Raw genomic sequence first — 25,381 nt, forward strand, 5'->3', positions numbered from 1 at the left:
TAATAAATTAAGGGTTCCATTTTTGATAAAATGGAACCCTTTTTAGTTGTTTTTGGTATAGGTATTGTTTTGCTGATGCTTTCGCGAAGATTACATTCCAAATGGGTAGGTGTCAGGTATTTCCGTTCCGTCAGGTTGGAAATGGATTGGATGTAATGCGGTTGTTTCGTCTAAAAAAATGAAGGCATCATATCTTTTGGGTAAAATTGTCGGTACATAGTTTCCGAATCGCTCGTGCTCCGGATTGTAAACCACACCGATGGCACGGTGGCCTATGTAAGAATCAAAAATTTTTTTGTCTTTTAATTTGTTCATTAATAGTAATCTGTCTTTTCCTTTGCTTGCCAAATGAAATAAATGTTCCCAGCTTCCTTCAGTTGCTTCAGGGACTTTTATTTTTCTCATTGTGTCACCCCAACTTCTTCCTGCGACAACGCTTCCTTTATAGGAACCGAATCCCACAGCCATAACGCCGTCGTCTAAAAATTGTTCCCTCAGTAATTGTCCCACATTAATCATTCCTTCCATTGCCATGTCTGTGGCTCGGGCATCTCCAATATGGGTGTTGTGTTCCCAAATAATTACTTTAGCCTCTTTTCCATAAAATTTCATTAGACGTTCCACTGTAGAAACCATGTGTTCATCACGGATATTCCAGGAAGCTCCGCCTCTTCGTATCATTGCCCGATAATATTTTTCTGCGTTTCTTGCGACAAAGGCATTCTGTTCTGTACTCATTACATTTTCGGCATCGGAATTATATTTTTCGGCATTGCTTCTTATGTCTTTCAGCATTTGAAGCACTTCCTTTTCGCATAACTCGGGTACAAGGGCAGAAGCTCTGGCATAGGATTGTCCTTCATCTTGGCCGAAGGGTTCAAAGCATTCCATTGCTTTTTTGGCAGACTTGAGTGCTTCGGGATCATTTTTTTTTAGATATTCAATAATAGCATGCATAGATTCCCTGAAGCTGTAGACATCCAGTCCGTAAAAGCCAATTCTCTTTTCTGCAGATAAATTTTCGTTATGGGATTTTAGCCAATCTATAAAGGCTGCAATTTCCCAATTTCCCCACATCCATGTTGGCCATCGATTGAATTCATTTAGGAGTTCGTAAAGGTCTGTTCCGGAATTCAAATAGCCCTTTGCAAACCGATTTAAGCGATAGCAATCTGGCCAGTCTCCTTCAACGCCTATAAATGAGAAACCTTTTTCCTGAATAAGACGTTGGGTTATTTTTGCTCTCCAGGTATAGTATTCATGGGTTCCGTGTGAAGCTTCACCGAGTAGGACATACTTTGCATTTCCTATGTAATCCATTAAGGGATCTAGATCTTGTGAATTTTCCAAAGGAGAAGAGAGATTTCCCAATAGCTCTATAATTTCTTTTGAATTATTGGGAGAGTTTATGTTTTTTCGCGCATCCATTATAGCTTTCTATTAAAAATTACCAACTAAAAATTAAAATCGGTTAAAGTTTGGTTTTGTGTCAAAAAAGGATATCACAAAATTACGTCAATTACCTGATAATGAGTGTTTTTAAATTGTTTTTATTTGCTTGAGTCCGCGAAATTGATTGTCTGATTTCTACTTTTTTGAATAGTACGAAGTGAACCTCTTTTTCATGCTTATTTTGATGATGGAAGAGAAATATTTAACAAATTGGATAGGAATTATTATAAAAAGAACTGACCGTTTTTTCTTTGAAAAATTACATCGTTTTCGTTAATAAGATTCATAAATTTTTGGGTTTTCATTAGAAAAGATGTAATATATTTGTAATTACAAAATAAATAGTTCAACATTTTAAATAAATTGATATGAGTATTATTGTTAAAATTCACGCAAGACAAATTTTTGATTCTAGAGGAAATCCTACGATAGAGGTTGATGTAATTACTGAAAACGGTATTTTAGGAAGAGCAGCTGTTCCTTCTGGAGCTTCAACTGGAGAACATGAAGCAGTTGAATTACGTGATGGTGGTAAAGCTTTTCTAGGAAAAGGTGTTTTGAATGCTGTGAAAAATGTTAATACTCTTATCGCTGATGAGTTGGTAGGTACATCTGTTTTCGAACAAAATGTGATTGATCAAATGATGATTGATTTAGACGGTACGTCTAATAAATCAAGTTTAGGAGCTAATGCAATTCTTGGTGTTTCTCTTGCTGTTGCAAAAGCGGCTGCTAATGAATTAGGATTGCCTTTATACAGATATGTGGGTGGTGTTTCTGCAAATACGTTGCCAGTTCCGATGATGAACATTATCAACGGTGGTTCTCACTCTGATGCGCCTATTGCATTTCAAGAATTTATGATTTTCCCTGTGAAAGCAACTTCTTTTTCTCATGCAATGCAAATGGGAACAGAGATTTTTCATAGCTTGAAAAAAGTATTACATGACAGAGGGCTTTCAACTGCAGTTGGTGATGAAGGTGGTTTTGCACCAAACTTGGCTGGAGGAACTGAAGATGCTTTGGATACTATTAAAAAAGCGGTTGAAAAAGCAGGTTATACTTTTGGAGACGAAATTATGATTGCTCTTGACTGTGCTGCTTCAGAGTTTTATGTTGATGGTAAATACGATTACTCTAAATTTGAAGGTGAAACTGGTAAAATCAGAACTTCAGCTGAGCAAGTAGAGTATTTGTCTGAATTAGCAGCTAAATATCCAATTATTTCTATTGAAGACGGAATGTATGAAAATGACTGGGATGGTTGGAAATTACTTACTGAGAAAATTGGTGATAAAGTACAATTAGTTGGGGATGATTTGTTCGTTACTAATGTAGAGCGTTTGTCAACAGGAATTGAAAAAGGAATCGCTAACTCAATCCTTGTTAAAGTGAACCAAATTGGTACTTTGACTGAGACTATCGCAGCAGTTAATATGGCTAAAAATGCAGGATATACTTCTGTGATGTCACACCGTTCAGGTGAAACTGAAGATAATACTATCGCTGACTTAGCTGTAGCGTTAAATTGTGGTCAAATTAAGACTGGTTCAGCTTCTCGTTCTGATCGTATGGCTAAATACAATCAATTGATAAGAATTGAGGAAGAGCTAGGAAACACAGCTTATTTTCCAGGTAAAAATGCATTTAAAATAAAATAATTTTACCAGACGGTATATTTTGAAGACCATTCACGTTTTGTGAATGGTCTTTTTTTATTTTTAACAATTTCATTTCTATATTAACTTTTTAATTAGTGCGGAATTCCTTAGATTTGGTAATTATTATTTAATAAGTTTATTTCCAATTATATTATGTCAAAAATAGCAACATTAGAAATAGACGGCAATAAATTTGACCTTCCTGTTATTGTGGGAAGTGAAAATGAAGCTGCTGTCGATATTAGTAAATTACGTGACGTCTCGGGTGTAATTACACTTGATCCAGGTTACAAAAATTCAGGTTCTTGCAAAAGTGAAATTACTTTCCTTGATGGAGAGTTAGGTATTTTACGTTACAGAGGGTATTCAATAGAAGAATTAGCTGAGAAATCTCATTTTCTTGAGGTGTCTTATTTGGTGATTTTCGGAGACCTGCCTTCTTCTAAAACGCTTGAACAATTTGAAACAGATATTAGAAAGTATACTTTAGTAAACGAAGAGATGAAGACCATTATTGATGGTTTTCCAAAAACAGCTCACCCAATGGGGGTTTTGTCAGCTTTGACCAGTGCTTTAACAGCATTTAATCCAAAGTCTGTAAATGTTGAAAATGAAAAGGAGATGTATGATGCAGTTTGTAAAACCATGGGGAAATTCTTGGTGATTGCTACCTGGACTTACAGAAAGAGTATGGGGTATCCTTTAAATTATTATGATAACACTAAAGGATATGTAGAAAACTTCATGCGTTTGATGTTTGAGTTGCCTACAGGTCCTTATACACCAGATCCGGTTATTATTAATGCATTAGATAAATTGTTTATTCTTCATGCTGATCACGAACAAAACTGTTCTACATCTACGGTTAGAATGGTAGGTTCTTCTCATGCGGGATTATTTGCTTCTATATCTGCAGGGGTTTCTGCGCTTTGGGGACCATTACACGGTGGAGCTAATCAGGCAGTTCTTGAAATGCTGGAAGAAATCCACAGAACAGGTGGTGATGCCGATAAATATTTGGCTAAAGCCAAAGATAAAAACGATCCTTTCCGATTAATGGGATTTGGTCATAGAGTTTATAAAAATTTCGATCCTAGAGCAAAAATTATTAAAAAAGCAGCAGACGAAGTTTTAGGGACGTTAGGAGTGGATGATCCAATTTTGGGAATCGCTAAAAAACTGGAAGAATCTGCTTTGGAAGACGAATATTTCAAATCAAGAAATTTATATCCAAATGTGGATTTCTATTCTGGAATTATTTACAGAGCTTTAGGAATTCCTACCGATATGTTTACGGTTATGTTTGCTATTGGAAGATTACCGGGGTGGATCGCACAATGGAAAGAAATGCGTGAAAACAAAGAGCCAATAGGTAGACCAAGACAGATATATGTTGGGTATCCTTTGAGAGATTTCAAAAGATCTTAATAAAAAATAATTAAACTTAAAAAGCTTCACTAATCAGTGAAGCTTTTTTTATTTTTTTATCTTTGACAAAATTCAATACACAAATGCTGAGATTAAATATAAAGAATGAAACTTCGCGTCTGCGTGCCGTAGTTTTAGGGTCTGCAATAAGCAACGGACCAACACCTAAAGCGGAAGAAGCGTATGATCCTAAATCATTAGAACATATTTTGGCAGGGACTTATCCAAAAGAATCGGATATGGTGGCTGAAATGGAAGCATTTAAAAAAGTTCTTGAAAAATATAATGTTACCGTTTTTCGACCTGAATTAATTGAAAATTACAATCAGATTTTTACCAGAGATATTGGTTTTGTGATTGATGATGTTTTTATTAAATCGAATATTTTACCGGAAAGAGAGCGTGAGTTAGACGCCATTCAGTATGTGATTGATCAAATCGATCCTGCGAAAGTGGTTCGGCCACCGGAAGAAGTTCATATAGAAGGAGGTGACGTGATGCTGTGGGGGAACTATATTTTTATTGGAACGTATAAAGGCAGTGACTATAAAGATTACATTACCGCGAGAACGAATTGGCAAGGTGTTGAATATATCAGACAATTATTCCCGAATAAAATTGTCAAAGAATTTGATTTGGTGAAATCAAAAATAGAAGCCCGTGACAATGCTTTGCATTTGGATTGTTGTTTTCAGCCGGTTGGGGAAGACAAAGGGATTATTTATAAAAGAGGTTTTCGCGAAGAAGCAGACTACTTGTTTCTGGTAAATCTTTTTGGGAAAGAAAATTTATTTCATATCACAAGAGATGAGATGTATAATATGAATTCTAATGTTTTTTCCATAGCTCCTAATGTTGTGGTTTCTGAAAGAAATTTTACCAGACTGAATAATTGGTTGCGTGCCAATGGGTTTACAGTAGAGGAAATTCCGTATGCAGAAATTGCCAAACAGGAAGGGCTGTTGCGATGTTCCACTTTGCCTTTAATTAGAGATTAATTTCCAGACATATATTTTAGAGACGCACAGTAGTGCTTCTCTACGATAAAAACAACTAAAAACAAACGAATAACCAAATAGTATGAAACAGACTACCAATTCAATATTGATGATTCGCCCGGTTGCATTTCGAATGAATGAGCAAACCGCCGTAAATAATTATTATCAAAAAGTGCTTGATGGTCTTTTCCCGTCAACCGTAAATGCTAAGGCGCAACAGGAGTTTGATGCTTTTGTAGCAAAACTACAATCCGTCGGCGTTGATGTTACTGTTGTTGATGATGTGCTAAATCCAGATACACCGGATAGTATTTTTCCAAATAACTGGATTTCTTTTCACGAGAATGGCGATGTGGCTTTGTATCCTATGTTTGCAGAAAATCGTCGTCTGGAGCGTCGCGAAGATATCTTGGATATTCTGGAAGAGAAAGGATTTGTGATCAATAATATTATGGATTACACTTCTGCTGAGGAGGATGGTTTTTTTCTGGAAGGAACAGGAAGTTTGGTTTTAGACCGAGAAAATGGAAAGGCGTATTGTGCTTTGTCTCCGAGAGCAGATGAAGAATTGTTCATAGAGTTTTGCGAGGATTTTGAATTTACGCCTGTCATATTTGAAGCCTTTCAAACGGTTAATAATGAAAGAAAATTAATTTACCATACCAATGTAATGATGTGCTTGGGGGAAACTTTCGCAGTAATTTGTGCGGATTGTATCGATGATAAAAAAGAGCGCAAAATGGTGTTAGAAAGTCTTAGAGGTGATGAAAAAGAAATAATTCTGATTACCGAAGACCAAGTCAATAATTTTGCAGGGAACATGTTGGAAGTAAAAGGGGCGGATGACAGAAGGTATCTGGTCATGAGTACTTCGGCCCATCAAAGTTTAACCAAAAAGCAAATTGCCCAACTCGAAGAGCATGTCACTATTTTGAGTTCCAGTTTGGATACGATCGAGGCTTGTGGAGGTGGAAGTGCCAGATGTATGATGGCAGAAATTTTCTTGCCAAGAGAATAAATTAGTTTATGATGATAAACGTGAGACTCGTGTAACATCCTTCCTTTGTCACATCGAGTGCGTCATTTCGAGCGAAGTCGAGAAACGAGATGCTCTTCTATCGATCCCCGTACCAGGTAAACATGAGTCTCGACTTCGCTTGACTTGACAAAATCGTCATAGCATAACCAATCTATCACATAGAGAGGAGTCGATGGTAGTGATTTTCGTTAGAAATTTGTTTCGAAAAAATGTATATAAAACAACATTGAGAGTTGTAAATCAATTGTAGAGCCCAAAAGAATTTAAAATTCTTTTGGGCTTTTATTTTTTGAACTAAAAATTTCCTTTAATAATATTGATCATGGCACTTACGATGTATTGGATACCGATAGCGATTACAATGAACCCAACAATTCTTGAAATCGCAACAATACCGGAGGCACCTAGCATTTTTGCAAGATAATGGGCGCTTCTGAGGATTGCAAAAATGGCTATTGCTATAGCTAAAATAGCCAGGGAGGAAATGATGATTTCTGTAGTGGAATGATGTTCCTGATAGAAAGCAATCAGTAAAGATATGGAACCAGGACCGGCAAGCATAGGAATTGCTAAAGGAGTCAGGGCAACATCGTTTCTTTTTTGTGCATCGGTTTCAATCTTTTTGTTAATCCCTCTTTTTTTATTAAATTTTCCGGAAAGCAAAGAAAATCCGGAACTTACGATGACGATTCCACCTGCAATTCGGAGGGCGTCAATGCTGATTCCAAAGAAAGTCAGGACATACTGGCCTATGAAAAAAGAAATGATAAGAATAAGAAAAACATTTACCGCTGTCCATAAAGAAATTCTGGAACGCTCTTTTTCGCTGTCGTTATGGGTTAGCCCAACAAAAATTGGAACAGTTCCAATCGGGTTCAATACAGAAAATAAAGCAGCAAATAAATAGATGAAAAGATCCATGTTGTTTGGTTTTTAGAATGTAAAAGTAATATTTTTTTAAATTTTTAATGTTAGGATATTGTTTTATTGCTTTTGCAACTTAACCTGATAATTGCTAAACTCATGAACCTTTTTGATTACTTTTGTAAAATATAATTACAAAAAATGATAAAAAATAAAAAAACCTTAGTTCTCGGAGCTTCGACAAAGCCATCAAGATATGCTTTTATGGCAATCGAAAAGTTGGTTGAAAAAGGTCATTCGGTTTTGGCTATAGGTCATAATTTAGGTGAAGTGGCAGGAGTGAAAATTCGCACCAAGGCGATTCCATTAAAAAATATCGATACAGTAACGCTTTATCTTAACCCTTCACACCAACGTGACTACTATAATTACATAGTGGAGGCCAAACCCAAACGTGTGATTTTTAACCCAGGAACGGAGAATCCTGAATTCTATCAATTGTTGCAACTAAATAACATCAAAGTAGAAGTGGCCTGTACCTTGGTAATGTTGGCAACCAATCAGTATTAAATTTCAATTTTTTTTAAGGAGCATTTTCTCCCGAAGCTTCAGGATCCGCTATATCTTTTCTTGCCTTCTTTAGGCAAGAAAAGGATGCCGCTCCCTCCCGATTTCGAGATGGGCTAGAATCTGGTTTCTCCTATGGCTGGTTTGCTGATCAACAAAAGTCCTGCAAAAGTTATTAGCCCGTTGATGATGATGAGTTCATTGTCAAAAACATATCCAAAGAAAAGGACTTTTGAATTTTCACTTATAAAGTACGTGATGGCAGGAGACAGTAAACAGATTATCGGAACCAATTTGTCTTTTACCGTTTTCGACTTTAGAAACAAACCAAAACAATACAATCCCAAAAGAGGTCCGTACGTATAGGAGGCTACTCTGAAAATCATTCCAACTACTGAACTGTCGTTAATCGAATTAAAAAAGACGATAACCAAAAACATCAAAAACGAAAAACCGATATGAATAAAATGTCTGGTTCGAACGATGTTTGGCTTGTTGCTGTTTTCGACTTTGTCCATACCTAAAAAGTCAACACAAAACGAAGTGGTCAGTGCTGTCAAGGCCGAATCAGTAGTGGCAAAGGTAGCGGCTGTTAATCCCAATAAAAAAACCACCGAAGGAATTAAGGCCAAATGATGAAAGGCTATTTCAGGAAAAAGCAAATCGGTTCTTGGTTTTCCGGTTACCAAATCAAGAGGTACAGCTACGCCATTTTTATCGGCATAAATGTAAAGCAAGGCACCTACACTCAGAAAAAAGATGTTAATCAGAACAAATATCCCGGTAAAGGTGAACATGTTTTTTTGGGCCTCGCCTATGGTTGCGCAGCTCAGGTTTTTTTGCATTAAATCCTGATCGAGTCCGACCATGGCAATGGTGACAAAGATTCCTCCAAGAATCTGTTTGATAAAATGAAACTTGCTGGAGACAAAGTCTTCAAAGAAAAATACTTTAGAGTAGTTGCTGTTTTTTACTTCTTCAAAAGCTTCGAAAACATTGAGTTGCAAACTATCGCAAATAAAATAGATGGTAAGGAAAACTGAGGAAACTAAGAAAAACGTTTGTAAAGTATCCGTGATAATTATAGTTTTCAATCCGCCGCGGTAGGTGTAGGCAAATATCAAACCCAGTGAAATCAATACTGTAACGGCAAAGGGAACCTTATAAAAGTCAAAAACAAAACGTTGTAAAACAATCACTACCAGATACAGTCTGAAAGAGGAACCAATAGTTCTGCTGATTAAGAAAATGCTGGCTGCGGTTTTATAAGAGTAGGTTCCTAATCGCTGTTCGATATAGCCGTAGATCGAAGTCAAATTCATGCGATAATACAAAGGCAGTAGTATTTTGGCGATGATGATAAAACCAATGGCATTTCCCAATACAAACTGAAAATACTTGAATTGTTCCCCAGATGGGGCACCCACTTCTCCCGGAACCGAAATAAAAGTCACTCCCGAAAGTGCTGTACCAATCATCCCGAAAGCGACTAAATACCATTTGGAGTTTTTATTGGCTCTAAAAAAAGCTTCATTTCCACTGTCTTTCTTACTTACAAAATGGGAGATATAAAATAGAATTCCGAAATAGACGATGATGAGGAGTAGGATAGTGCTTGGGCTCATTGTTGTTTTTTATTGGAGCCAAAATACAAAAAAATGTTTATCAGGAAACCTATGGGGTGTAATTATTCCAATCGCCAGGTTGGGTCGAGTCGAGATGTCTTTCGATTCAAACTAATCATCGTGATAACCAAACCAACTCTAGAAATGTACTTTGTCACATCGAGCGAAGTCGAACCCCAAACGTACGACCAAACCTCGGTCAGTTTGAACGCTATTTACATGCAATTAAATTGAATTAAAAGATAATTTGCCTCTTTTTGTTAACCCTTATTGAATTTTATTACGCTGTTTTTGAAAGTAATACCCTGTAATTTCTTATGTTTTGTTTTTAAAATGATTTATTTTTCTGATTTATAATTCTTTAATGATTTTTTTTTGAGAGACAGCTATAGTTTTTAAAAAGTTTTAATATTGATTCTTAAGGGGTTATGTTTTGTTTTCAAATAGCAGGACTTTTTTTTAAAAAAATGTAAGAATTTGTTAAAGTATACTTAGGATAATGTACTTATATTTGCGGTCCCAAATCTGCTTTTTTCGACTTACATTTTGTGAGTGTGAACGGCGAAGCCATTTTTGTAATTCAATAATGCGATCAGTTTTTTAATTATAAGTCGGGAATAATGAGTTATTTGATAGCATTCGAATAAATAGCGAATTAGTACTAATAAATAAAAACTGAAATACCACTCATCGCATTCGATTTATTTGTTTAAGATCATTTATAGCGGAAAAAGTGAATGGCCATCCAATTAGCAAATAGCTAATTTAAAGTCTAAAATCATTTTTTTTTATCTTAAAAAAATAATCGTACTCCATCAATAGTAAATCACTATTGATCCAAATCAAAAGATTGAAGCGCTTTAATGATGAAGTCTGGGACAAGGAAAGGCTTTATGTTATTAAAAAACAAGTGCAAAGATTAATTAAGTGTTTTAAAAAGCTTAAAGTTTCTAATTGTTGGTAATAAAAACGACAGATTGAGGAAAACCGTAAGGAGCTGCAGTTGGGAAACTATACTTTCGCGGACGGAATATAAATACTATCGGTATCTTTTTTTGCTTCCTCAAATTGGGGAATTAAAAAAAACAAAAAAGAGAAACTCTTGCGACTGAACGTTATTCATGAATTACTTTTTTGAAGTAAATTTTACAATTTAATAACTGTAAAGCAGGGAGGAACCTCAAAATATACGGAGGTATTGTAGGTATATTTGCTGCCAGAAAAATCTGATTTCAACTCATTGCTGTGAGTATGAATCGCGAAGCGGTAGCCAAAACAGTGCAATAGGATCCTTTAATAAAATATAAAAAACGGAAGTAATAAGTTTGGGCTTGCGGTTTAGCATTTTAGCCAGTATTGACAAGTCAGCCAGACTCACTTCGATTTAAAATAATGAACAATGAAAATTGGAATAACATTTAGCGCATTTGATTTGCTGCATGCAGGACACATTAAGATGTTGGAAGAAGCCAGAAGACAATGTGATTATTTAATCGCAGCTTTACAAACGGATCCCACAATTGACCGTCCTGAAAAAAACAGGCCGACACAATCGGTAGTGGAACGGTACATCCAACTTAAGGGCTGTCGCTTTGTGGATGAAATTGTACCTTATGCAACGGAACAGGATTTAGAGGATATTTTAAGGTCGTTCAAACTGGATGTCCGCATTATTGGGGATGAATACAAAGACAAAAATTTTACAGGCAGAACCTACTGTGAAGAAAAGGGAATAGCACTTTATTTTAATGTGCGCGACCATCGTTTCTCCAGCAGCAGCTTGCGTAAAGAAGTAATGGAAAAAGAGATAAAAAAAGAGTTGCAAAAATAGAATTTGGCACGTAACACACCCATCTTGTCACTTCGAGTGTTTTTAGCTTGAAGGATTTAAAATAAAGGACGGGGCTTGTTAGCTAAAATGGATCGAGAAGTTTGGTTTCCCTAAGTGTTCTCGATACGATTGTATAAAACCGCTGTCGCTATTTCATACCATCACTCGAACTGACGGAACCGAAACCTACAACCCAACACTTAATGTATCGAGAACCGTTTGGAGTAATTACACCCAGAATTTAAAATGAATCAGATGAACAAGAATACTAAAATATATATCGCCGGACACAACGGAATGGTTGGAAGTGCTATTTGGAGAACTTTATCTGCTAAAGGATACACAAATTTAATTGGAGTTTCCAGCGGTGAATTGGATTTGAGAAACCAACAGGCTGTAAAAGATTTTATGGGCAAAGAAAACCCAGAAGTGATCATTGATGCGGCTGCCAGAGTGGGAGGAATATTGGCCAACAATAATTATCCGTATCAATTTATTATGGAGAACATGCAGATCCAGAATAACTTGATTGATTCGGCATTACAAGCCAGTGTGGAGAAATTTATTTTTTTGGGAAGTTCTTGTATCTATCCAAAATTAGCACCACAACCTTTAAAAGAAGAATACCTGCTAACCGGAACTTTGGAACCTACTAACGAATGGTATGCTATTGCAAAAATTACTGGAGTAAAAGCCTGTGAGGCGATTAGAAAGCAATTTGGAAAAGATTTTGTTAGTCTGATGCCTACCAATTTATACGGTACTCATGATAATTTCGATTTGAATACCTCACATGTTTTACCGGCCATGATGAGAAAATTTCATGAAGCCAAAGAAAACAACCATGCTCCTGTTACGCTCTGGGGTAGCGGAACTCCTATGAGAGAATTTTTATTTGTGGAAGATATGGCCCAAGCAGTGGTTTTTGCTTTAGAAAACAGGCTTCCGGACTATTTATATAACATAGGAACCGGCGAGGATTTGACAATTAAACAGTTAGCTGAAACGATTCAGCAGATTACAGGTCATAAAGGCGAAATTATCTGGGATGCCACAAAACCTGATGGTACACCAAGAAAATTAATGGATGTATCTAAAATGCATGCATTAGGATGGAAACACCAAGTGAACTTAGAGGAAGGCATTCAAAAAACCTATGATTGGTTTTTGGAAAACATCGATGCATTTAAGCAAGTGAAGATGTAGATTTTTGCGATTAACCGTTTAACTGGTTAGAAAAAGGGTTAACTGTTTATAAAAGATTTAACCAATTATCAGTTACACGATTAACCAATTCACCGATTAACAAGCGAAAAACGAAAAAGAACAAAATGAAAGTAGCATTAGTAACAGGGGTAACAGGACAAGACGGCGCATATTTAGCAGAATTATTATTAGAAAAAGGATATATGGTTCATGGAATCAAACGCAGATCGTCCTCTTTCAATACCAGTCGTATTGATCATTTGTACCAAGACCCTCATGAAAAGAACCAACGATTCAAACTGCATTATGGTGATTTAACCGATTCAATGAACCTGACGCGAATCATCCAGGAAACACAACCGGATGAAATTTATAATCTGGCGGCAATGAGTCATGTGAAAGTGAGTTTTGATATTCCCGAATATACAGCTAACGCAGATGGGATAGGGACTTTACGTATTTTGGAAGCAGTTCGTTTGTTAGGATTGGAGAAGAAAACAAAAGTGTACCAAGCCAGTACTTCTGAGTTATATGGTTTGGTTCAGGCGGTTCCACAATCAGAGACGACTCCTTTTTATCCAAGGTCTCCGTATGCAGTTGCTAAAATTTATGCCTATTGGATTACGGTAAATTACCGTGAAGCCTACAATATGTTTGCCTGTAACGGGATTTTGTTTAATCATGAATCCCCATTACGAGGAGAAACTTTTGTTACCCGTAAAATTACGCGTGGCGTAGCCAAAATTGCTTTAGGGATGCAAGACGCCATTTATATGGGGAATCTGGATGCCAAAAGGGACTGGGGACACGCCAAGGATTATGTAGAAGCCATGTGGCGTATTTTGCAGCAAGACCAACCGAGTGATTATGTAATTGCTACGGGTGTTACGACCAAAGTACGTGATTTTATTAGATTGGCTTTTGCAGAAGTAGGGTTCAACCTGCGTTTTGAAGGAGAAGGAGTGGAGGAAATTGGAATTTTAGACAGTTTTGATGAAGCATTGGTGAATGATGCTTTAGAAGGTTTGGAAATTAAAACCAAAATAGGAGATGTATTGGTGCGCATAGACCCAAGATATTTCCGTCCTACTGAGGTGGATTTATTAATTGGGGATCCGACTAAAGCCCAAACGCAATTGGGATGGACACCGAAATACGATTTAGCCGGTCTGGTGGAAGAAATGGTGGCCGCTGATGTAGCTTTGTTCAAAAAGGATTTGCATTTGATGAATGGGGGACATACTGTATATATACAGAAGGAATAGGTAATAATTGCTTATTTAATTTTTTTACAAATAGGAATAATTGAGATAACTTTTACATGATTTCAATGTTTCCCCAAGTTAATAAATAACAAAAATTGAAACAAATAATTCATAAAGGTTACAATAAATTGGGAATTAAAAGTAATCGCTCTAAGAACATCACAAAACATGTTCTTTTGTCGTTTATTTATAAAGGAGGAAGCATGGTATCTAGTTTTCTAGTTGTACCATTAACCATTAATTATTTAGACAGCGAAAATTATGGAATATGGCTTACTTTGAGTTCTTTCATTGCATGGTTTTCCTTCTTTGATATTGGACTAGGTAATGGATTGCGTAATAAATTTGCTGAAGCTAAGGCTAAAGGAGATTTAACCCTTGCCAGAGCCTATGTTAGTTCTGCTTATTTTACTATTGGTAGTGTTTGCATGCTGCTGATGGTAATTTTTTTATTTTTTAATTTTTTTATAGATTGGACGCGCGTATTTAATACTAAACCTGCTTTGCAAAAAGAACTTGGAATACTCATGCCAATTGTATTTTCTTTTTTTTGCTTACAATTAGTGGTAAAACTGATAACTACCATTTATACGGCAGACCAACATCATTCCATGCAAGGGAAAATTAATTTTTTTACATCCGTCGGATCTTTGTTGACCATATGGTTGATGATACAAACAGGAGAGAGTTCACTTTTATTTTTTGGTACTATTTTCTCTGCCTTACCTATGTTACTTTTACTGGGATTGAATCTATTTGCATTTTCAAAAACATACAAGCAGTATAAACCTAGTCTTTCGCTATGGAAAAAAAAATACTTAAAAGATATTTTTGGATTAGGATTCCTGTTTTTTATAGTTCAAATTTCAGGGATAGTTTTATATTCTACAGATAATATGATTATTTCTAATTTATTTTCTCCAGCTAAAGTTGTACCCTTTAACATTTCATATAAATATTTTAGTATTGCTACAATGCTTTTCAATATTATAGCAAACCCTTATTGGTCTAGTATAACGGAGGCTTATATAAAAAATGATTTTGAATGGATTAGAAAATCTATGAAAAACTTTAACAGAATGGCTTTTGCTTTTATTTTTTGTGTTTTGATTATGATGTTTCTGTCCAATATTTTTTATTATTTTTGGGTTGGTTCCAAAGTCTATGTTCCAGAATCTTTAACCATTTTAATGGGGGTTTTTATAATGTCATCAATATTTGTGACACCATATACCTTTTTTATTAATGGTACAGGAAAAGTAAAAATTCAAGCTTTACAAAGCGTATTTTGTTCTTTAATCAATATTCCACTATCAATTTATTTTGCAAGTAACTTAAAAATGGGAGTTGCTGGGGTCATTTTTGCAACAATAATTTGTTTTATTCCGAGTATGATTTTAGCCCCAATGCAATATTATAAGGTTATCAATAATACCGCTAAAGGCATATGGAATAAATAATTCTGATTAATAATTTTAAATTTTTTATAAAAGATCTTAATGCAATTCTCTAAAGCCAATTATCGAGTTTTTTCAATTATCTTATTCGGATTTCTTCTTTTTGGATTAAAAGAATTTGCAGAACTATTATATCATCCATTACAAAGTACTATTGCATTTATCGGCTTGCTATTTATTTTTGTATCTCCATTTTTTTTTAGATATAAGAGAGATAATCCATTGAAAGGAAAAATAAGAATCGTATTTAATGCTTATTTATTGTGGACCTTTTTAATAATTACTCGTCCTTTTCTTTTAGGTCAAGATTTTAGTGAAGATAGCTTACATCCATATAAAATTTATGGTTTAACGTCATATTTACTACCGCTTATCATTTTGTTAGGTACAAGAATCATTTCATTGCCAAAATTATTTAAAATGATTTTTGTATTCTCTATAATTGGTTATGTGTTTTTTGTGTTAAACTTCAGTACAATGCAAATCGTGGTGCTTAGGGGGGAAGTAATGAGTACAGATGGAGAAATGGGGTTAGCAAGCTTAGCTGACCAATACAACTTTTGGTTCACTATTTCTTGTTTTTCAATGTTATGTTACGAGTTTGTTCCAAAGAAATACAAATGGTTTGCCATTTTTACTTCTTTATTTATTTTGTTTTTATTTGCTTTTCTTGCTAGAAGAGGTGGAGTTGTTATAATTGCTTTATATTTTTTTGGGATGTTTTATTTATACCTACAACAATCAAAAAGTAGGAATGTATTTTTAAAATTTGTATTTATTGGTGTAATCATTTCAATAATTTTTGTAACAGTAAATACGTATTCAAATTCTACTTTTTCTTTGCTTTTCAATAGAATTAACGAAGATACAAGGTCCGATGTAGATGAGACGTTAATTAAATATTTAACTACAGAAAATGCTTGGCTTTTTGGTGAAGGGATTGAAGGAGCTTATAAACATCCCGCATTCGATGTGCCTAGGTATACACATGAAACCGGCTATCTTTATTTAATTCTAAAAGGCGGAATAATATACTTGATATTTTATGTTTTCCTTTTGTTACATGCTTTCTATGTTGGGTTTTTTAAAACAAGAAATAGGCTTACTAAAGCTCTGGCATTATATGTTTTTTTTCATGTTGTTTTTTTAATACCATATGGATTACCCAGCTTTGGTCTAGAATATCTTTTTGTATGGATAGCATTTGCTCTTTGCGAATCATTAAGTTGGCGTTCAATGACTAATGAGCAAGTTAAATATTATCTTGCCAAAATTTAATATAATTTAAAATGAAAGTACTTTGGTATTCGCATGTTTCGATGAAGCAAGATGTGAACGGAAAATTCTTTTATCCTGGGGGTAATTGGATTAGTTCCCTTAAAAAATTATTTCTTCATGATGAAAATATTGAACTTGCTATAGTATTTTGGGGGGATAACGATCTTGTTTTTAAAGATGATAGTGGAACTACTTATTATCAATTGCACAAAAATAATAATTCAAAACTTATAAAATACTTCAATAATTGGCGACATGAAATAGGTAGCAAGCAACAATTAGAAAAACTTGTATTCCCCATTAAAGATTTCAGTCCTGACATTATACATGTTTTTGGGACAGAGACAATGTTTGGTAAAATTACTAAGTACACAAAAGTACCAGTGGTTATTCATTTACAAGGGATAATAAATCCTTATTTAAATGCTTGGTTTTTCCCTGGTTTCAAAGGAATTTCTTTATTTAAGAGTTTAAATCCGGTTTTTCTTGCTAAGGGTGTTGGTCTTTTTCATGATTATTATCGTTTTGAGAAAATGGCTCTACGTGAATTGGAAATTTTCAAAGCCTGTTCTAACTTTATTGGACGTACTCATTGGGATAAGGCTATTACAAAACTATATGCTCCTCATGCTAATTATTATCATTGTGATGAAATAATTAGAAATGGTTTTTATAAAGCAAAATGGGAAATGCCCAAAAATACCAAATTCATTCTTACATCAACTATAAATGAAAACATTTATAAAGGACTCGATTTAATTCTAAAAACAGCTGTCCTTTTGAAACAGAATGCAAATTTCGACTTTGAATGGAATATTTATGGGATTAGGCCGAATTCAGAATATGCGAAATTTATTGAACATTTAATTGGGGAAAAATTTTATGATAATAATGTGATATTGAAGGGCATTACTCTGGAAGAAGAACTGTTACAAGCATTATTAAATTCAAATATTTTTGTTCATGCTTCCTATATAGACAATAGTCCTAACAGCATTTGTGAAGCACAATTAATTGGTCTGCCTGTAATTTCTACAAATGTTGGCGGTATTTCAACACTTATACAGGATGGAATTGATGGTTTTTTGGTGCCAAGCAATGAGCCTCATATTTTAGCTAGTAAAGTCATAGAATTAATTAATGTTCCAAAAAATTTAATGATAATAAGTTCAAATGCTATTTCTGTTGCAGAAAAAAGACATAATAAAAGCATTGTAAAAGATAATTTATTATCTATTTATAAAATTGCAATTAGTAAATGTATCGAAAGTAAATAATTATTGTTTAACAAAGAGTTAAGAGTCTCATAACTAATAACTGAATACGGTTATTCAGTATTCATAATGTGGTCGTTCAAAAACATTCATAATAAATTCCGCTCATAACTCATGATCGGGTGGAGAAAATTTAGTTGGCATTTTTGTATCTGTTACTAATCAAAATAAGATTTTACAATTAAATTGATATTTTTATACGCATACAATAATAGAGTTATATTTTAAATATAGTAGTAATAAATACAAACAATAGAAATACTTAAAAATTTATGAAGCCAATTCTTTCAATAATTACCATTAATAGAAATAATTCACAAGGATTAAAGAAAACAATTGAGAGCGTGGTAAATCAAATCTTTGATGATTATGAGTATATTGTAATAGATGGAGCTTCAACGGACAATAGTATTGAAATCATTAGCGAGAATGAAGCTAGTATAAATTATTGGGTATCGGAACCAGATAATGGTATTTATAACGCGATGAATAAAGGTATTAAACGTGCAAAAGGTGAATATGTTTATTTTTTAAATTCTGGAGATATATTTTACAAAAATAATGTGATTGCTGAAATCTTTAACATCAAACAAACTGCTGACTTTCTTTATGGTGGAATATGTATCAAATTTAGAATGATGGAATTTAAGATGCTGCCTCCAAAAAAAATATCACTCTATTACTTCATTTATAACGGGTTATATCATCAGTCAACGTTTACAAAGAGAGAGTTGTTCAGCGAATTAGGATTATATGATGATTCTTTAAAAATTGCTGCTGATTACAAGTTTATTTTTACTGCTTACAATGTGTTTTTTAAACAGATTAAAGTACTTCCAGAAGTTATCGCAATTTATGATCCTTACGGAATAAGCAGCAACAAAGAGTATGCTGAGATTCACAAACATGAAAAGGAAGCAGTTTTTAAATCACAATTTATAACAATGGCTGAGGACTATGAAGAATTAAATAAATTTAAAAGAAACACTGTAGAAGGTCTTCGGATTCGAATTAAACATAAAATCATTAAATTTATTAAGCTTTTTTAAAATTAATTATTAAAATGAAGAAGACTATTGTTGATTTATTTAAGAGGTTGCCGATTTTGATGAATGTAGCTGCAATGATTTACAGTTTTCCATCATATTGTTTTATAAAAGGAAAACGCAGCAACAGAATAATTTTGAAGGGAGCTTTTTTAAACGATGTAAAAATAAGAATAAATGGAAGGGACAGTTTGATTAAAATATCCCCCGAAGCTCGTTTGAGACACTGTTTGTTATACGTAAAGGGAAGCAATTGTAAAATTGAAATAGGGAAGTATTGTAATTTAAGAGATTTGGAACTTTGGATAGAAGATGATAGGGGGCAAATAAAAATTGGTTATCGTACGACAATTGAAGGTGGTCATTTTGCAGCAACTGAGGGAGAAGTTATTATTATAGGAGAAGATTGTATGTTCTCAAATGAAATCCAAATTAGAAATGGTGATAGCCATTCAATTTTTGATGCAGAAACCTCTGTCAGAATCAATAATGCTCAACCGGTTCATATTGGTAATCATGTTTGGTTAGGATATGGAGTATCGGTTTTAAAAGGTTCTAAAATTGGAAATAATTCTATTGTTGCAACAGGAACAATTGTTACGAAAGAGATTTTAGAAAATTCTATATACGCAGGAATACCTTCAAAACTTGTGAAGAAAAATGTCAATTGGTCAAGAGAACGACTATAATTATGAAATATAGATGATTTGTCAAGCGCAAACGCAGATGAGTTTTTAGAGAAATGGTTTTCCTCATCATCGCTTTATGCCGAAAAGGGTTAGGGTAAACAATATAAGAGAATGAAAAGCTTGTTGGAAAGTTGAATTATTAAGTAAAAAAGAATAAACAGTTGGATTATCTATTTATGTGTAAATCTAACGTATTGTAGGTCTTAAATTTAATCTACTATTTAATAATTTGTAAATTATAGAAACAAGATGAAAAAAAAAATATACATATTCCCTATAAAAGCTAATAAATCTATTCTAAATCCTTATGTAAATCACTTAGTTGAAAGTTTAGGTTTAAATAATGAAATCTCAAATAATTGTGGTCGTAATTACGGAATTTTTGATTTAATTCTGTATTTAAGATGTGATGTTTTTATTTTTAATTGGACCGAAAATCTACCAAAGTTAAAATTTGGATTTTTACAGACTCTAAATTATGTAATTATAACATTAATAATTAAAACTTTTAAATCAAAGCAAATAATATGGATATTACACAATAAGCGAATTCATAATAAGAAAAATTATCTTTCAGGTGCAATTATGAACTATAATTCTCGAATTGCCAATTTTGTAATAACACATGCTAAAGATGGTTTGGCTTTTTATCGTGATACTTATAAAAAAGATAACATTGTATATACTCCTCATCCAATTTATGAAAATGTAAAACCGATATTAAATATACCTCTTATTTATGATTTTATTCTTTGGGGGAATATCGAGCCTTATAAAAATATTACTGAATTTCTCATATTTATAAAAAACAAAAATTACTATACTGATAAAAAAATTCTTATATGTGGTAAATGTAACGATGAAAACTACTTGAGAGAGATAAATAATCATATTACACCAAATATTATTTTCATAGATGAATATATTGATGATAATAAATTATCCAAATTCATATCAGAATCAAAAGTTGTGCTTTTTTGCCATTCTTCAACTTCTATACTATCTTCCGGTGCATTAATTTACAGTCTTTCATTTTTAAAACCAATTATAGGCCCTAATATAGGGGCATTTAAAGAATACAAGGATTTAGATATTATTCAGACATACAATGAATTTGATGAGATTGAGTCACTAGTTGAACAATTTAAGCACAATGATGCGCGAATTTCAGAGCATTTAATTCAAAATACTTGGTATAATTTTAAGGGTTTTATTGAAAATCTTTTAGAAAAATAATTTTTTTCTTTTATTAAAATAAAAAAAGCATGAAAAATAAGCTTAAGATACTTTTTTTTTGTCACAATGGGAAACCTTATGGTGCCAATAAGTCATTATTTACCTTAATTAAGTATCTCAACACAAATTATGATGTTTTATTAATGGTTCCGTTTGCAAATTCGTTGAATGAAGATTATAAAGCAAATGAGATAAGTCAAATATCATTACCGTTTTTTCCAATTATTTTTTTCTTTCGAAAAAAAATAAGGTATCTGTTATTCCCTTTATTGCAAATATTAAATTTTTTTATGTTTCCTGTATTGTTATATCGAGTTTGGAAATTCAAACCGGATATTATTTATTCAAATAGCTCAATAGAAAATATGGGTTGGATAGTTTCGAAATTTCTTAAGGTAAAACACATTACTCATGTACGAGAATTTGGAGATTTAGATTATAGTTTTATTCCACTATATGGGAAAAGGTTTAAGATTTGGTCATTAAATGAAAGTGCAGGTTTAATTTTTAATTCAAATGTTGTGCAAGAACATGTTTTGCCAATTCATCTTCAAAAAACCATATGTAGAACTATTTATAATGGTATTGAGTCAATAGATTCAAATAATAAAGATAGAGATAACAATTCCATTAACATTGGTATTGTCGGATATATTCATAAAGAAAAGTGTCAGCTAGAAGCTGTTCATTTCATGAAAGATCTCCTTATGAAATATAATTCAGTTTTTTTAAGTATATATGGGGATGGTGAAAAAAAATACATTGAATCTATAAAAAAATATGCCTTAGAGAATAATATTGAAAAAAAAATATTTTTTATGGGGTATATATCAGATACTAATAATATTTATAAATCAATTGATATTTTATTAAACTTTTCCAAAAATGAAGCTTTTGGTAGAGTAACAATTGAAGCAATGAGAGATGGTATTCCTGTTTTAGGATATAATAATGCAGGTACAGCTGAACTTATAGTAGATAATGTTGATGGTTTTTTATTTGATGATAAAAATGACTTTACATCAAAATTTGAAAAACTTATTAGTGACAAAAAAACTTATGATTTAATCAGCAATAATTCAAGAAACAAAGTCAAAGAGTTGTTTTCAGATGAAAAATACACTAAAGACATTGAGAAATTTATAATTGAAATTCAAAATAATTAATTTTTTTTACACTTTTTATATTAATTGTTTAAAATTTTAAACTGTAGAATATTGAATTTTCTTAATACAAAGTAAACTTAATGAAAGCAAAAAAACTTGTGTCAAAATTAGCAATAGTAGGAATCAGAGGATTGCCTAATAATTATGGGGGATTTGAAACCCTTGCGGAGTATTTGGTGGAACATCTTTCAAAAGAAATGGATATAACCGTTTATTGTTCATCAAAAGACATTGATACTAAACTTTCTGAATACAAAGGAGCGAAGTTGAAGTATATTCCGATTACTTCGCATGGAGGATTAGGAATAATTTATGATAGTCTTTCATTAATTCAAGCTGTATTTCGAAATGACAAAATATTGTTTTTAGGGTTTGGAGCTGGATTTGTCATGCCATTTCTCAAGCTTTTTCGTTCAAAAATTATACTAAATATAGGAGGACTGGATTGGAAAAGAAATAAATGGTCCCCAACTGCCAGGAAGGTTATAAAAAAGGCAGAAGCATTGTTAGTCAAGAATTGTGGACATATTATTTCGGATAACATTGGAATCCAAAACTATATTCAAAACGAATATGGTTTGTCAAGCACCCTTATTGCTTATGGAGGCGATCAAGCCATGAAAAAACCTATTACAGAAGAGGCTATTAAAAAATATTCTTTCCTGAAGCAAAAATATGCCTTTAGTGTCATTCGCATTCAAAAGGATAATAATATAGATATGATGCTTGATGCTTTTGTGAATCAGAATCAATTGCCTTTTGTTATGGTAGGTAACTGGAATAATTCTCCCTATGGAATAGAAACTAAAAACAACTATTTGAATAAGAACAACCTGGTTTTACTTGATGCCATTTATGATCGGGAAATTTTGGATATTTTAAGAAGTAATTGTACTATTTATATACACGGACATTCAGCCGGCGGAACCAATCCTTCTTTTGCAGAGGCAATGTATTTAGGTCTGCCTACTTTTGCCTATGCTTCCGGTTATAATGAGCATACCTCTCATAACAAAGCATTATATTTCAATTCAACAGAAGAACTAACTAATTTGTTGAATCAATATCAAACTTTTGACTTACAAAAAATAGGAGAAGATTTGCAGGAAGTGGCAAAAAAAAATTATCGTTGGGAAATAATTAGTAATCAGTATAAGAACGTAATTAATAGCAAATAATAAAATTATGATTAAAGCAGCCATCATCGGATTGGGAAAAATGGGATTGTCTCATTGTTCGATTCTTAATGCTCATCCAGATGTAGATTTAGTAGCCATATGCGACTCATCAACCTTTTTGCTGGAAGCCTTCAACAAATATTCCAAGCAAAAGACATATACCGACTACAAGAAAATGATTCTTGAGACTCAACCCGATTGCATTATAGTGGCTACACCTACCAAATTTCACGCTGATATGGTTTTGTATGCACTCGAAAGAGGCATTCACGTATTTTGTGAAAAACCATTTGCGCTGACAGTAGAAGAGGGTATCAAAATGGTAACTGTTGCTGAATTAAAAGATGTAATTAATCAGGTAGGATACCACAACCGCTTTATCGGGACATTCCGAGAAATGAAGCGATTGGCTGAATCGGGTCTGATAGGTGATTTGTATCATTTTAATGGTTCGGCATACGGACCTGTGGTATTGAAAGAGAAAGGAAGTACATGGCGTTCAGCACGTTCTGAAGGCGGGGGTTGCTTGTTCGATTATGCATCACACGTCCTCAATTTGATTCACTTCGTGTTGGGTAAACCAGTAGACGCCAAAGGAACATTACTCAAAAGTATATATTCAAACGAGGTAGAAGATGCTGTTTACTCGTCTCTGTTCCTAGAAAATGGATTGAGCGGTCAATTGGCGGTCAATTGGAGTGATGAAACACATCGAAAAATGTGTACCTCCATTGAAATAGAAGGTAAAAAAGGTAAACTGATAGCCGATGCCACGGAACTGAAAATCTACCTGAAAGAGGAAAACAAAGCTGAAAATTTGGAAAAAGGATGGAATATCAAATATATTACCGATTTAACACCACTTGTTAACTTCAACCTCCGAGGCGAAGAATATTCTGCACAGATAGATTACTTTATCGACTGTATCAAACATAAGAAAAAAGAAAACATCAGTTCTTTTGCAGAAGCTTTGGTTACGGATAAGATTATAGATATATTGATTAATGACACTTTGAAATAAACATAAAAAATGGATAAAATTTTATTTGGGGACAACCAATTTTTTGCAGTCAACCACATATCTGATGAAAAATCACGCGCACAAGCTATCCGCTTCAAGGAGAACAAAGCCATCATTGATGTGTTAAACTCTGCCAGAGAAGTGGGTATTAATACTTTTATGTGTACAACCCACGACCGTATTGCTGAAATATGTGACTACATGCGTGAAAATCAAAAGGAATACAAAGATTTTAATATCTTTCCTTGTATGCCTTATGCACATAAGTATGCTAATGCCGTAACTGACTTAGGTATTCTGGGAGCAATGAAAGCCTATATGCCTGGAAACATGCTTTCGGTAGCCACAAAAGGTGGGTTAGCATTCATCCAAAAAGACTACATGGCAATGATGGAGTTACTTATAGATGCTGAGATGAAGATGTTTAAAGGAATCAATACCCCTGTAATCTTTTTGCAAAATGTAGTAGTCGATTTAATTCTTGGATTAGGAATGTATGATTTCTTTACGGCATTTGCTAAGCATATAAAAAAGAAATATAAGGCGGAACCTGGATTTATCACTATGAATATGTGTAAAATGGTAGATATATGTGAGCAGATTGGAATCGACAACCCTATTATCTGTTCCTCAATCAACAAAATAGGATTTCGTGTATCTGGTAGCCTTGAGGCGTATGAAAATTATTTGACCGATCCTAACAAGAAGTTTCGCCCTATTGCAATGCAAGTGATGGCTGCAGGTGCCTTAAAACCTAAAGAAGCGATTGAATATTTGAGTAAATTTCCTAAGATCGAATCCGTATTATTTGGTGCTTCTTCTAAAAATCATATACAGGAAAATATGAATTTGATAGAAGCGAATTTATAAAATTCACCTTTATAGCTTAGGATGTTATGTTGTTATTAAAGTTGGATCTAAGTATTAGTAGAGGGTAAATTCAAAGTCAATTTATCGGAGGAATATATAATATGGGTATTTTGAATAATTTAAGGTATCAGTCCAATATTTGTGCTAATTATATTTTTTTAATCGGTATATTTTGGGAACAGATGCCATTTATTTTCAGGATGCAAATGAAGTAGCCAATCATATGTTGA

The 25,381-nt window shown here is 33.4% G+C and carries 21 protein-coding genes; 18 read left to right on the forward strand and 3 right to left on the reverse strand.

Annotation, left to right across the window (positions count from 1 at the left end):
- Positions 1–90 precede the first annotated feature (90 nt).
- On the reverse strand, positions 91–1,428 hold the full coding sequence (locus ABEB23_RS00585; protein ID WP_348810429.1) for an erythromycin esterase family protein: 1,338 nt from the start codon (positions 1,426–1,428) through the stop codon (positions 91–93).
- A 392-nt stretch (positions 1,429–1,820) separates the two neighbouring features.
- On the opposite strand from ABEB23_RS00585, the gene eno reads away from it, so the two are divergent.
- The 4 genes from eno to ctlX all read left to right on the forward strand — a co-directional run bounded on the left by eno (position 1,821) and on the right by ctlX (position 6,557).
- Positions 1,821–3,113: a phosphopyruvate hydratase gene (gene eno, locus ABEB23_RS00590; RefSeq protein ID WP_348810430.1), complete on the forward strand. Its 1,293-nt coding sequence runs from the start codon at positions 1,821–1,823 to the stop codon at positions 3,111–3,113.
- 153 nt (positions 3,114–3,266) lie between these two features.
- The gene (locus tag ABEB23_RS00595; RefSeq protein WP_348810431.1) at positions 3,267–4,541 is read left to right on the forward strand and encodes a citrate synthase; all 1,275 of its coding nucleotides are present in this window, start codon (positions 3,267–3,269) and stop codon (positions 4,539–4,541) included.
- Between the two features lie 83 nt (positions 4,542–4,624).
- A complete protein-coding gene (locus ABEB23_RS00600) occupies positions 4,625–5,539 on the forward strand; it encodes a dimethylarginine dimethylaminohydrolase family protein (RefSeq protein ID WP_348810432.1) in 915 nt (304 codons plus the stop codon).
- Between the two features lie 82 nt (positions 5,540–5,621).
- Positions 5,622–6,557: a citrulline utilization hydrolase CtlX gene (gene ctlX / locus ABEB23_RS00605; RefSeq protein ID WP_348810433.1), complete on the forward strand. Its 936-nt coding sequence runs from the start codon at positions 5,622–5,624 to the stop codon at positions 6,555–6,557.
- 315 nt (positions 6,558–6,872) lie between these two features.
- Here ctlX and ABEB23_RS00610 read toward each other — a convergent pair whose 3' ends face one another.
- Positions 6,873–7,499 (reverse strand): MarC family NAAT transporter, encoded by a 627-nt coding sequence (locus tag ABEB23_RS00610; protein WP_348810434.1) that lies wholly within the window; start codon positions 7,497–7,499, stop codon positions 6,873–6,875.
- A 147-nt stretch (positions 7,500–7,646) separates the two neighbouring features.
- Between ABEB23_RS00610 and ABEB23_RS00615 the strand changes: the two genes are divergently transcribed.
- The gene (locus tag ABEB23_RS00615; RefSeq protein WP_348811116.1) at positions 7,647–8,012 is read left to right on the forward strand and encodes a CoA-binding protein; all 366 of its coding nucleotides are present in this window, start codon (positions 7,647–7,649) and stop codon (positions 8,010–8,012) included.
- Positions 8,013–8,125: 113 nt separating this feature from the next.
- On the opposite strand, the gene ABEB23_RS00620 is transcribed toward ABEB23_RS00615, so the two are convergent.
- Positions 8,126–9,634, reverse strand: a complete 1,509-nt coding sequence (locus ABEB23_RS00620; protein ID WP_348810435.1) for a sodium:solute symporter — start codon at positions 9,632–9,634, stop codon at positions 8,126–8,128.
- 1,399 nt (positions 9,635–11,033) lie between these two features.
- Here ABEB23_RS00620 and ABEB23_RS00625 point away from each other — a divergent pair.
- The 13 genes from ABEB23_RS00625 (at position 11,034) to ABEB23_RS00685 (ending at position 25,151) form a co-directional block, all read left to right on the forward strand.
- Positions 11,034–11,465 carry an adenylyltransferase/cytidyltransferase family protein gene (locus tag ABEB23_RS00625; protein WP_348810436.1) on the forward strand — a complete coding sequence of 144 codons (432 nt, stop codon included), beginning with the start codon at positions 11,034–11,036 and terminating at the stop codon, positions 11,463–11,465.
- 255 nt (positions 11,466–11,720) lie between these two features.
- Positions 11,721–12,671, forward strand: a complete 951-nt coding sequence (locus ABEB23_RS00630) for a GDP-L-fucose synthase family protein (protein ID WP_348810437.1) — start codon at positions 11,721–11,723, stop codon at positions 12,669–12,671.
- A gap of 125 nt (positions 12,672–12,796) precedes the next feature.
- Entirely contained in the window at positions 12,797–13,936 is a 1,140-nt protein-coding gene (gene gmd, locus ABEB23_RS00635) for a GDP-mannose 4,6-dehydratase (protein ID WP_348810438.1), read from the forward strand.
- 95 nt (positions 13,937–14,031) lie between these two features.
- Positions 14,032–15,396, forward strand: coding sequence for a lipopolysaccharide biosynthesis protein (locus ABEB23_RS00640; RefSeq protein WP_348810439.1), 1,365 nt, complete (start codon positions 14,032–14,034; stop codon positions 15,394–15,396).
- A 39-nt stretch (positions 15,397–15,435) separates the two neighbouring features.
- Positions 15,436–16,671, forward strand: a complete 1,236-nt coding sequence (locus tag ABEB23_RS00645) for a hypothetical protein (protein WP_348810440.1) — start codon at positions 15,436–15,438, stop codon at positions 16,669–16,671.
- Positions 16,672–16,682: 11 nt separating this feature from the next.
- Complete coding sequence (locus ABEB23_RS00650; protein ID WP_348810441.1) at positions 16,683–17,948, forward strand: glycosyltransferase; 1,266 nt, start codon at positions 16,683–16,685, stop codon at positions 17,946–17,948.
- 269 nt (positions 17,949–18,217) lie between these two features.
- Positions 18,218–18,994 carry a glycosyltransferase family 2 protein gene (locus tag ABEB23_RS00655; RefSeq protein WP_348810442.1) on the forward strand — a complete coding sequence of 259 codons (777 nt, stop codon included), beginning with the start codon at positions 18,218–18,220 and terminating at the stop codon, positions 18,992–18,994.
- Positions 18,995–19,008: 14 nt separating this feature from the next.
- Positions 19,009–19,680 (forward strand): acyltransferase, encoded by a 672-nt coding sequence (locus ABEB23_RS00660; RefSeq protein WP_348810443.1) that lies wholly within the window; start codon positions 19,009–19,011, stop codon positions 19,678–19,680.
- A 249-nt stretch (positions 19,681–19,929) separates the two neighbouring features.
- Positions 19,930–20,916: a glycosyltransferase family protein gene (locus ABEB23_RS00665; RefSeq protein WP_348810444.1), complete on the forward strand. Its 987-nt coding sequence runs from the start codon at positions 19,930–19,932 to the stop codon at positions 20,914–20,916.
- Between the two features lie 29 nt (positions 20,917–20,945).
- A complete protein-coding gene (locus tag ABEB23_RS00670; protein ID WP_348810445.1) occupies positions 20,946–22,082 on the forward strand; it encodes a glycosyltransferase family 4 protein in 1,137 nt (378 codons plus the stop codon).
- 80 nt (positions 22,083–22,162) lie between these two features.
- A complete protein-coding gene (locus tag ABEB23_RS00675) occupies positions 22,163–23,260 on the forward strand; it encodes a DUF1972 domain-containing protein (RefSeq protein WP_348810446.1) in 1,098 nt (365 codons plus the stop codon).
- Positions 23,261–23,267: 7 nt separating this feature from the next.
- Positions 23,268–24,281, forward strand: coding sequence for a Gfo/Idh/MocA family protein (locus tag ABEB23_RS00680; protein WP_348810447.1), 1,014 nt, complete (start codon positions 23,268–23,270; stop codon positions 24,279–24,281).
- A 9-nt stretch (positions 24,282–24,290) separates the two neighbouring features.
- Entirely contained in the window at positions 24,291–25,151 is an 861-nt protein-coding gene (locus tag ABEB23_RS00685; protein ID WP_348810448.1) for a hypothetical protein, read from the forward strand.
- Positions 25,152–25,381: the final 230 nt, after the last annotated feature.

Source organism: Flavobacterium maritimum, from assembly GCF_040049085.1.
Classification (GTDB): Bacteria; Bacteroidota; Bacteroidia; order Flavobacteriales; family Flavobacteriaceae; genus Flavobacterium; species Flavobacterium maritimum.

Coding starts and splice junctions, on each gene's coding strand:
- ABEB23_RS00685 (WP_348810448.1), top strand. CDS start 24,291: ATGGATAAAATTTTATTTGGGGACAACCAATTTTTTGCAGTCAACCAC.
- ABEB23_RS00655 (WP_348810442.1), top strand. CDS start 18,218: ATGAAGCCAATTCTTTCAATAATTACCATTAATAGAAATAATTCACAA.
- ABEB23_RS00680 (WP_348810447.1), top strand. CDS start 23,268: ATGATTAAAGCAGCCATCATCGGATTGGGAAAAATGGGATTGTCTCAT.
- ABEB23_RS00660 (WP_348810443.1), top strand. CDS start 19,009: ATGAAGAAGACTATTGTTGATTTATTTAAGAGGTTGCCGATTTTGATG.
- gmd (WP_348810438.1), top strand. CDS start 12,797: ATGAAAGTAGCATTAGTAACAGGGGTAACAGGACAAGACGGCGCATAT.
- ABEB23_RS00650 (WP_348810441.1), top strand. CDS start 16,683: ATGAAAGTACTTTGGTATTCGCATGTTTCGATGAAGCAAGATGTGAAC.
- ABEB23_RS00620 (WP_348810435.1), bottom strand. CDS start 9,634: ATGAGCCCAAGCACTATCCTACTCCTCATCATCGTCTATTTCGGAATT.
- ABEB23_RS00630 (WP_348810437.1), top strand. CDS start 11,721: ATGAACAAGAATACTAAAATATATATCGCCGGACACAACGGAATGGTT.
- ABEB23_RS00610 (WP_348810434.1), bottom strand. CDS start 7,499: ATGGATCTTTTCATCTATTTATTTGCTGCTTTATTTTCTGTATTGAAC.
- ABEB23_RS00585 (WP_348810429.1), bottom strand. CDS start 1,428: ATGGATGCGCGAAAAAACATAAACTCTCCCAATAATTCAAAAGAAATT.
- ABEB23_RS00645 (WP_348810440.1), top strand. CDS start 15,436: ATGCAATTCTCTAAAGCCAATTATCGAGTTTTTTCAATTATCTTATTC.
- eno (WP_348810430.1), top strand. CDS start 1,821: ATGAGTATTATTGTTAAAATTCACGCAAGACAAATTTTTGATTCTAGA.
- ABEB23_RS00600 (WP_348810432.1), top strand. CDS start 4,625: ATGCTGAGATTAAATATAAAGAATGAAACTTCGCGTCTGCGTGCCGTA.
- ABEB23_RS00675 (WP_348810446.1), top strand. CDS start 22,163: ATGAAAGCAAAAAAACTTGTGTCAAAATTAGCAATAGTAGGAATCAGA.
- ABEB23_RS00595 (WP_348810431.1), top strand. CDS start 3,267: ATGTCAAAAATAGCAACATTAGAAATAGACGGCAATAAATTTGACCTT.
- ctlX (WP_348810433.1), top strand. CDS start 5,622: ATGAAACAGACTACCAATTCAATATTGATGATTCGCCCGGTTGCATTT.
- ABEB23_RS00625 (WP_348810436.1), top strand. CDS start 11,034: ATGAAAATTGGAATAACATTTAGCGCATTTGATTTGCTGCATGCAGGA.
- ABEB23_RS00665 (WP_348810444.1), top strand. CDS start 19,930: ATGAAAAAAAAAATATACATATTCCCTATAAAAGCTAATAAATCTATT.
- ABEB23_RS00670 (WP_348810445.1), top strand. CDS start 20,946: ATGAAAAATAAGCTTAAGATACTTTTTTTTTGTCACAATGGGAAACCT.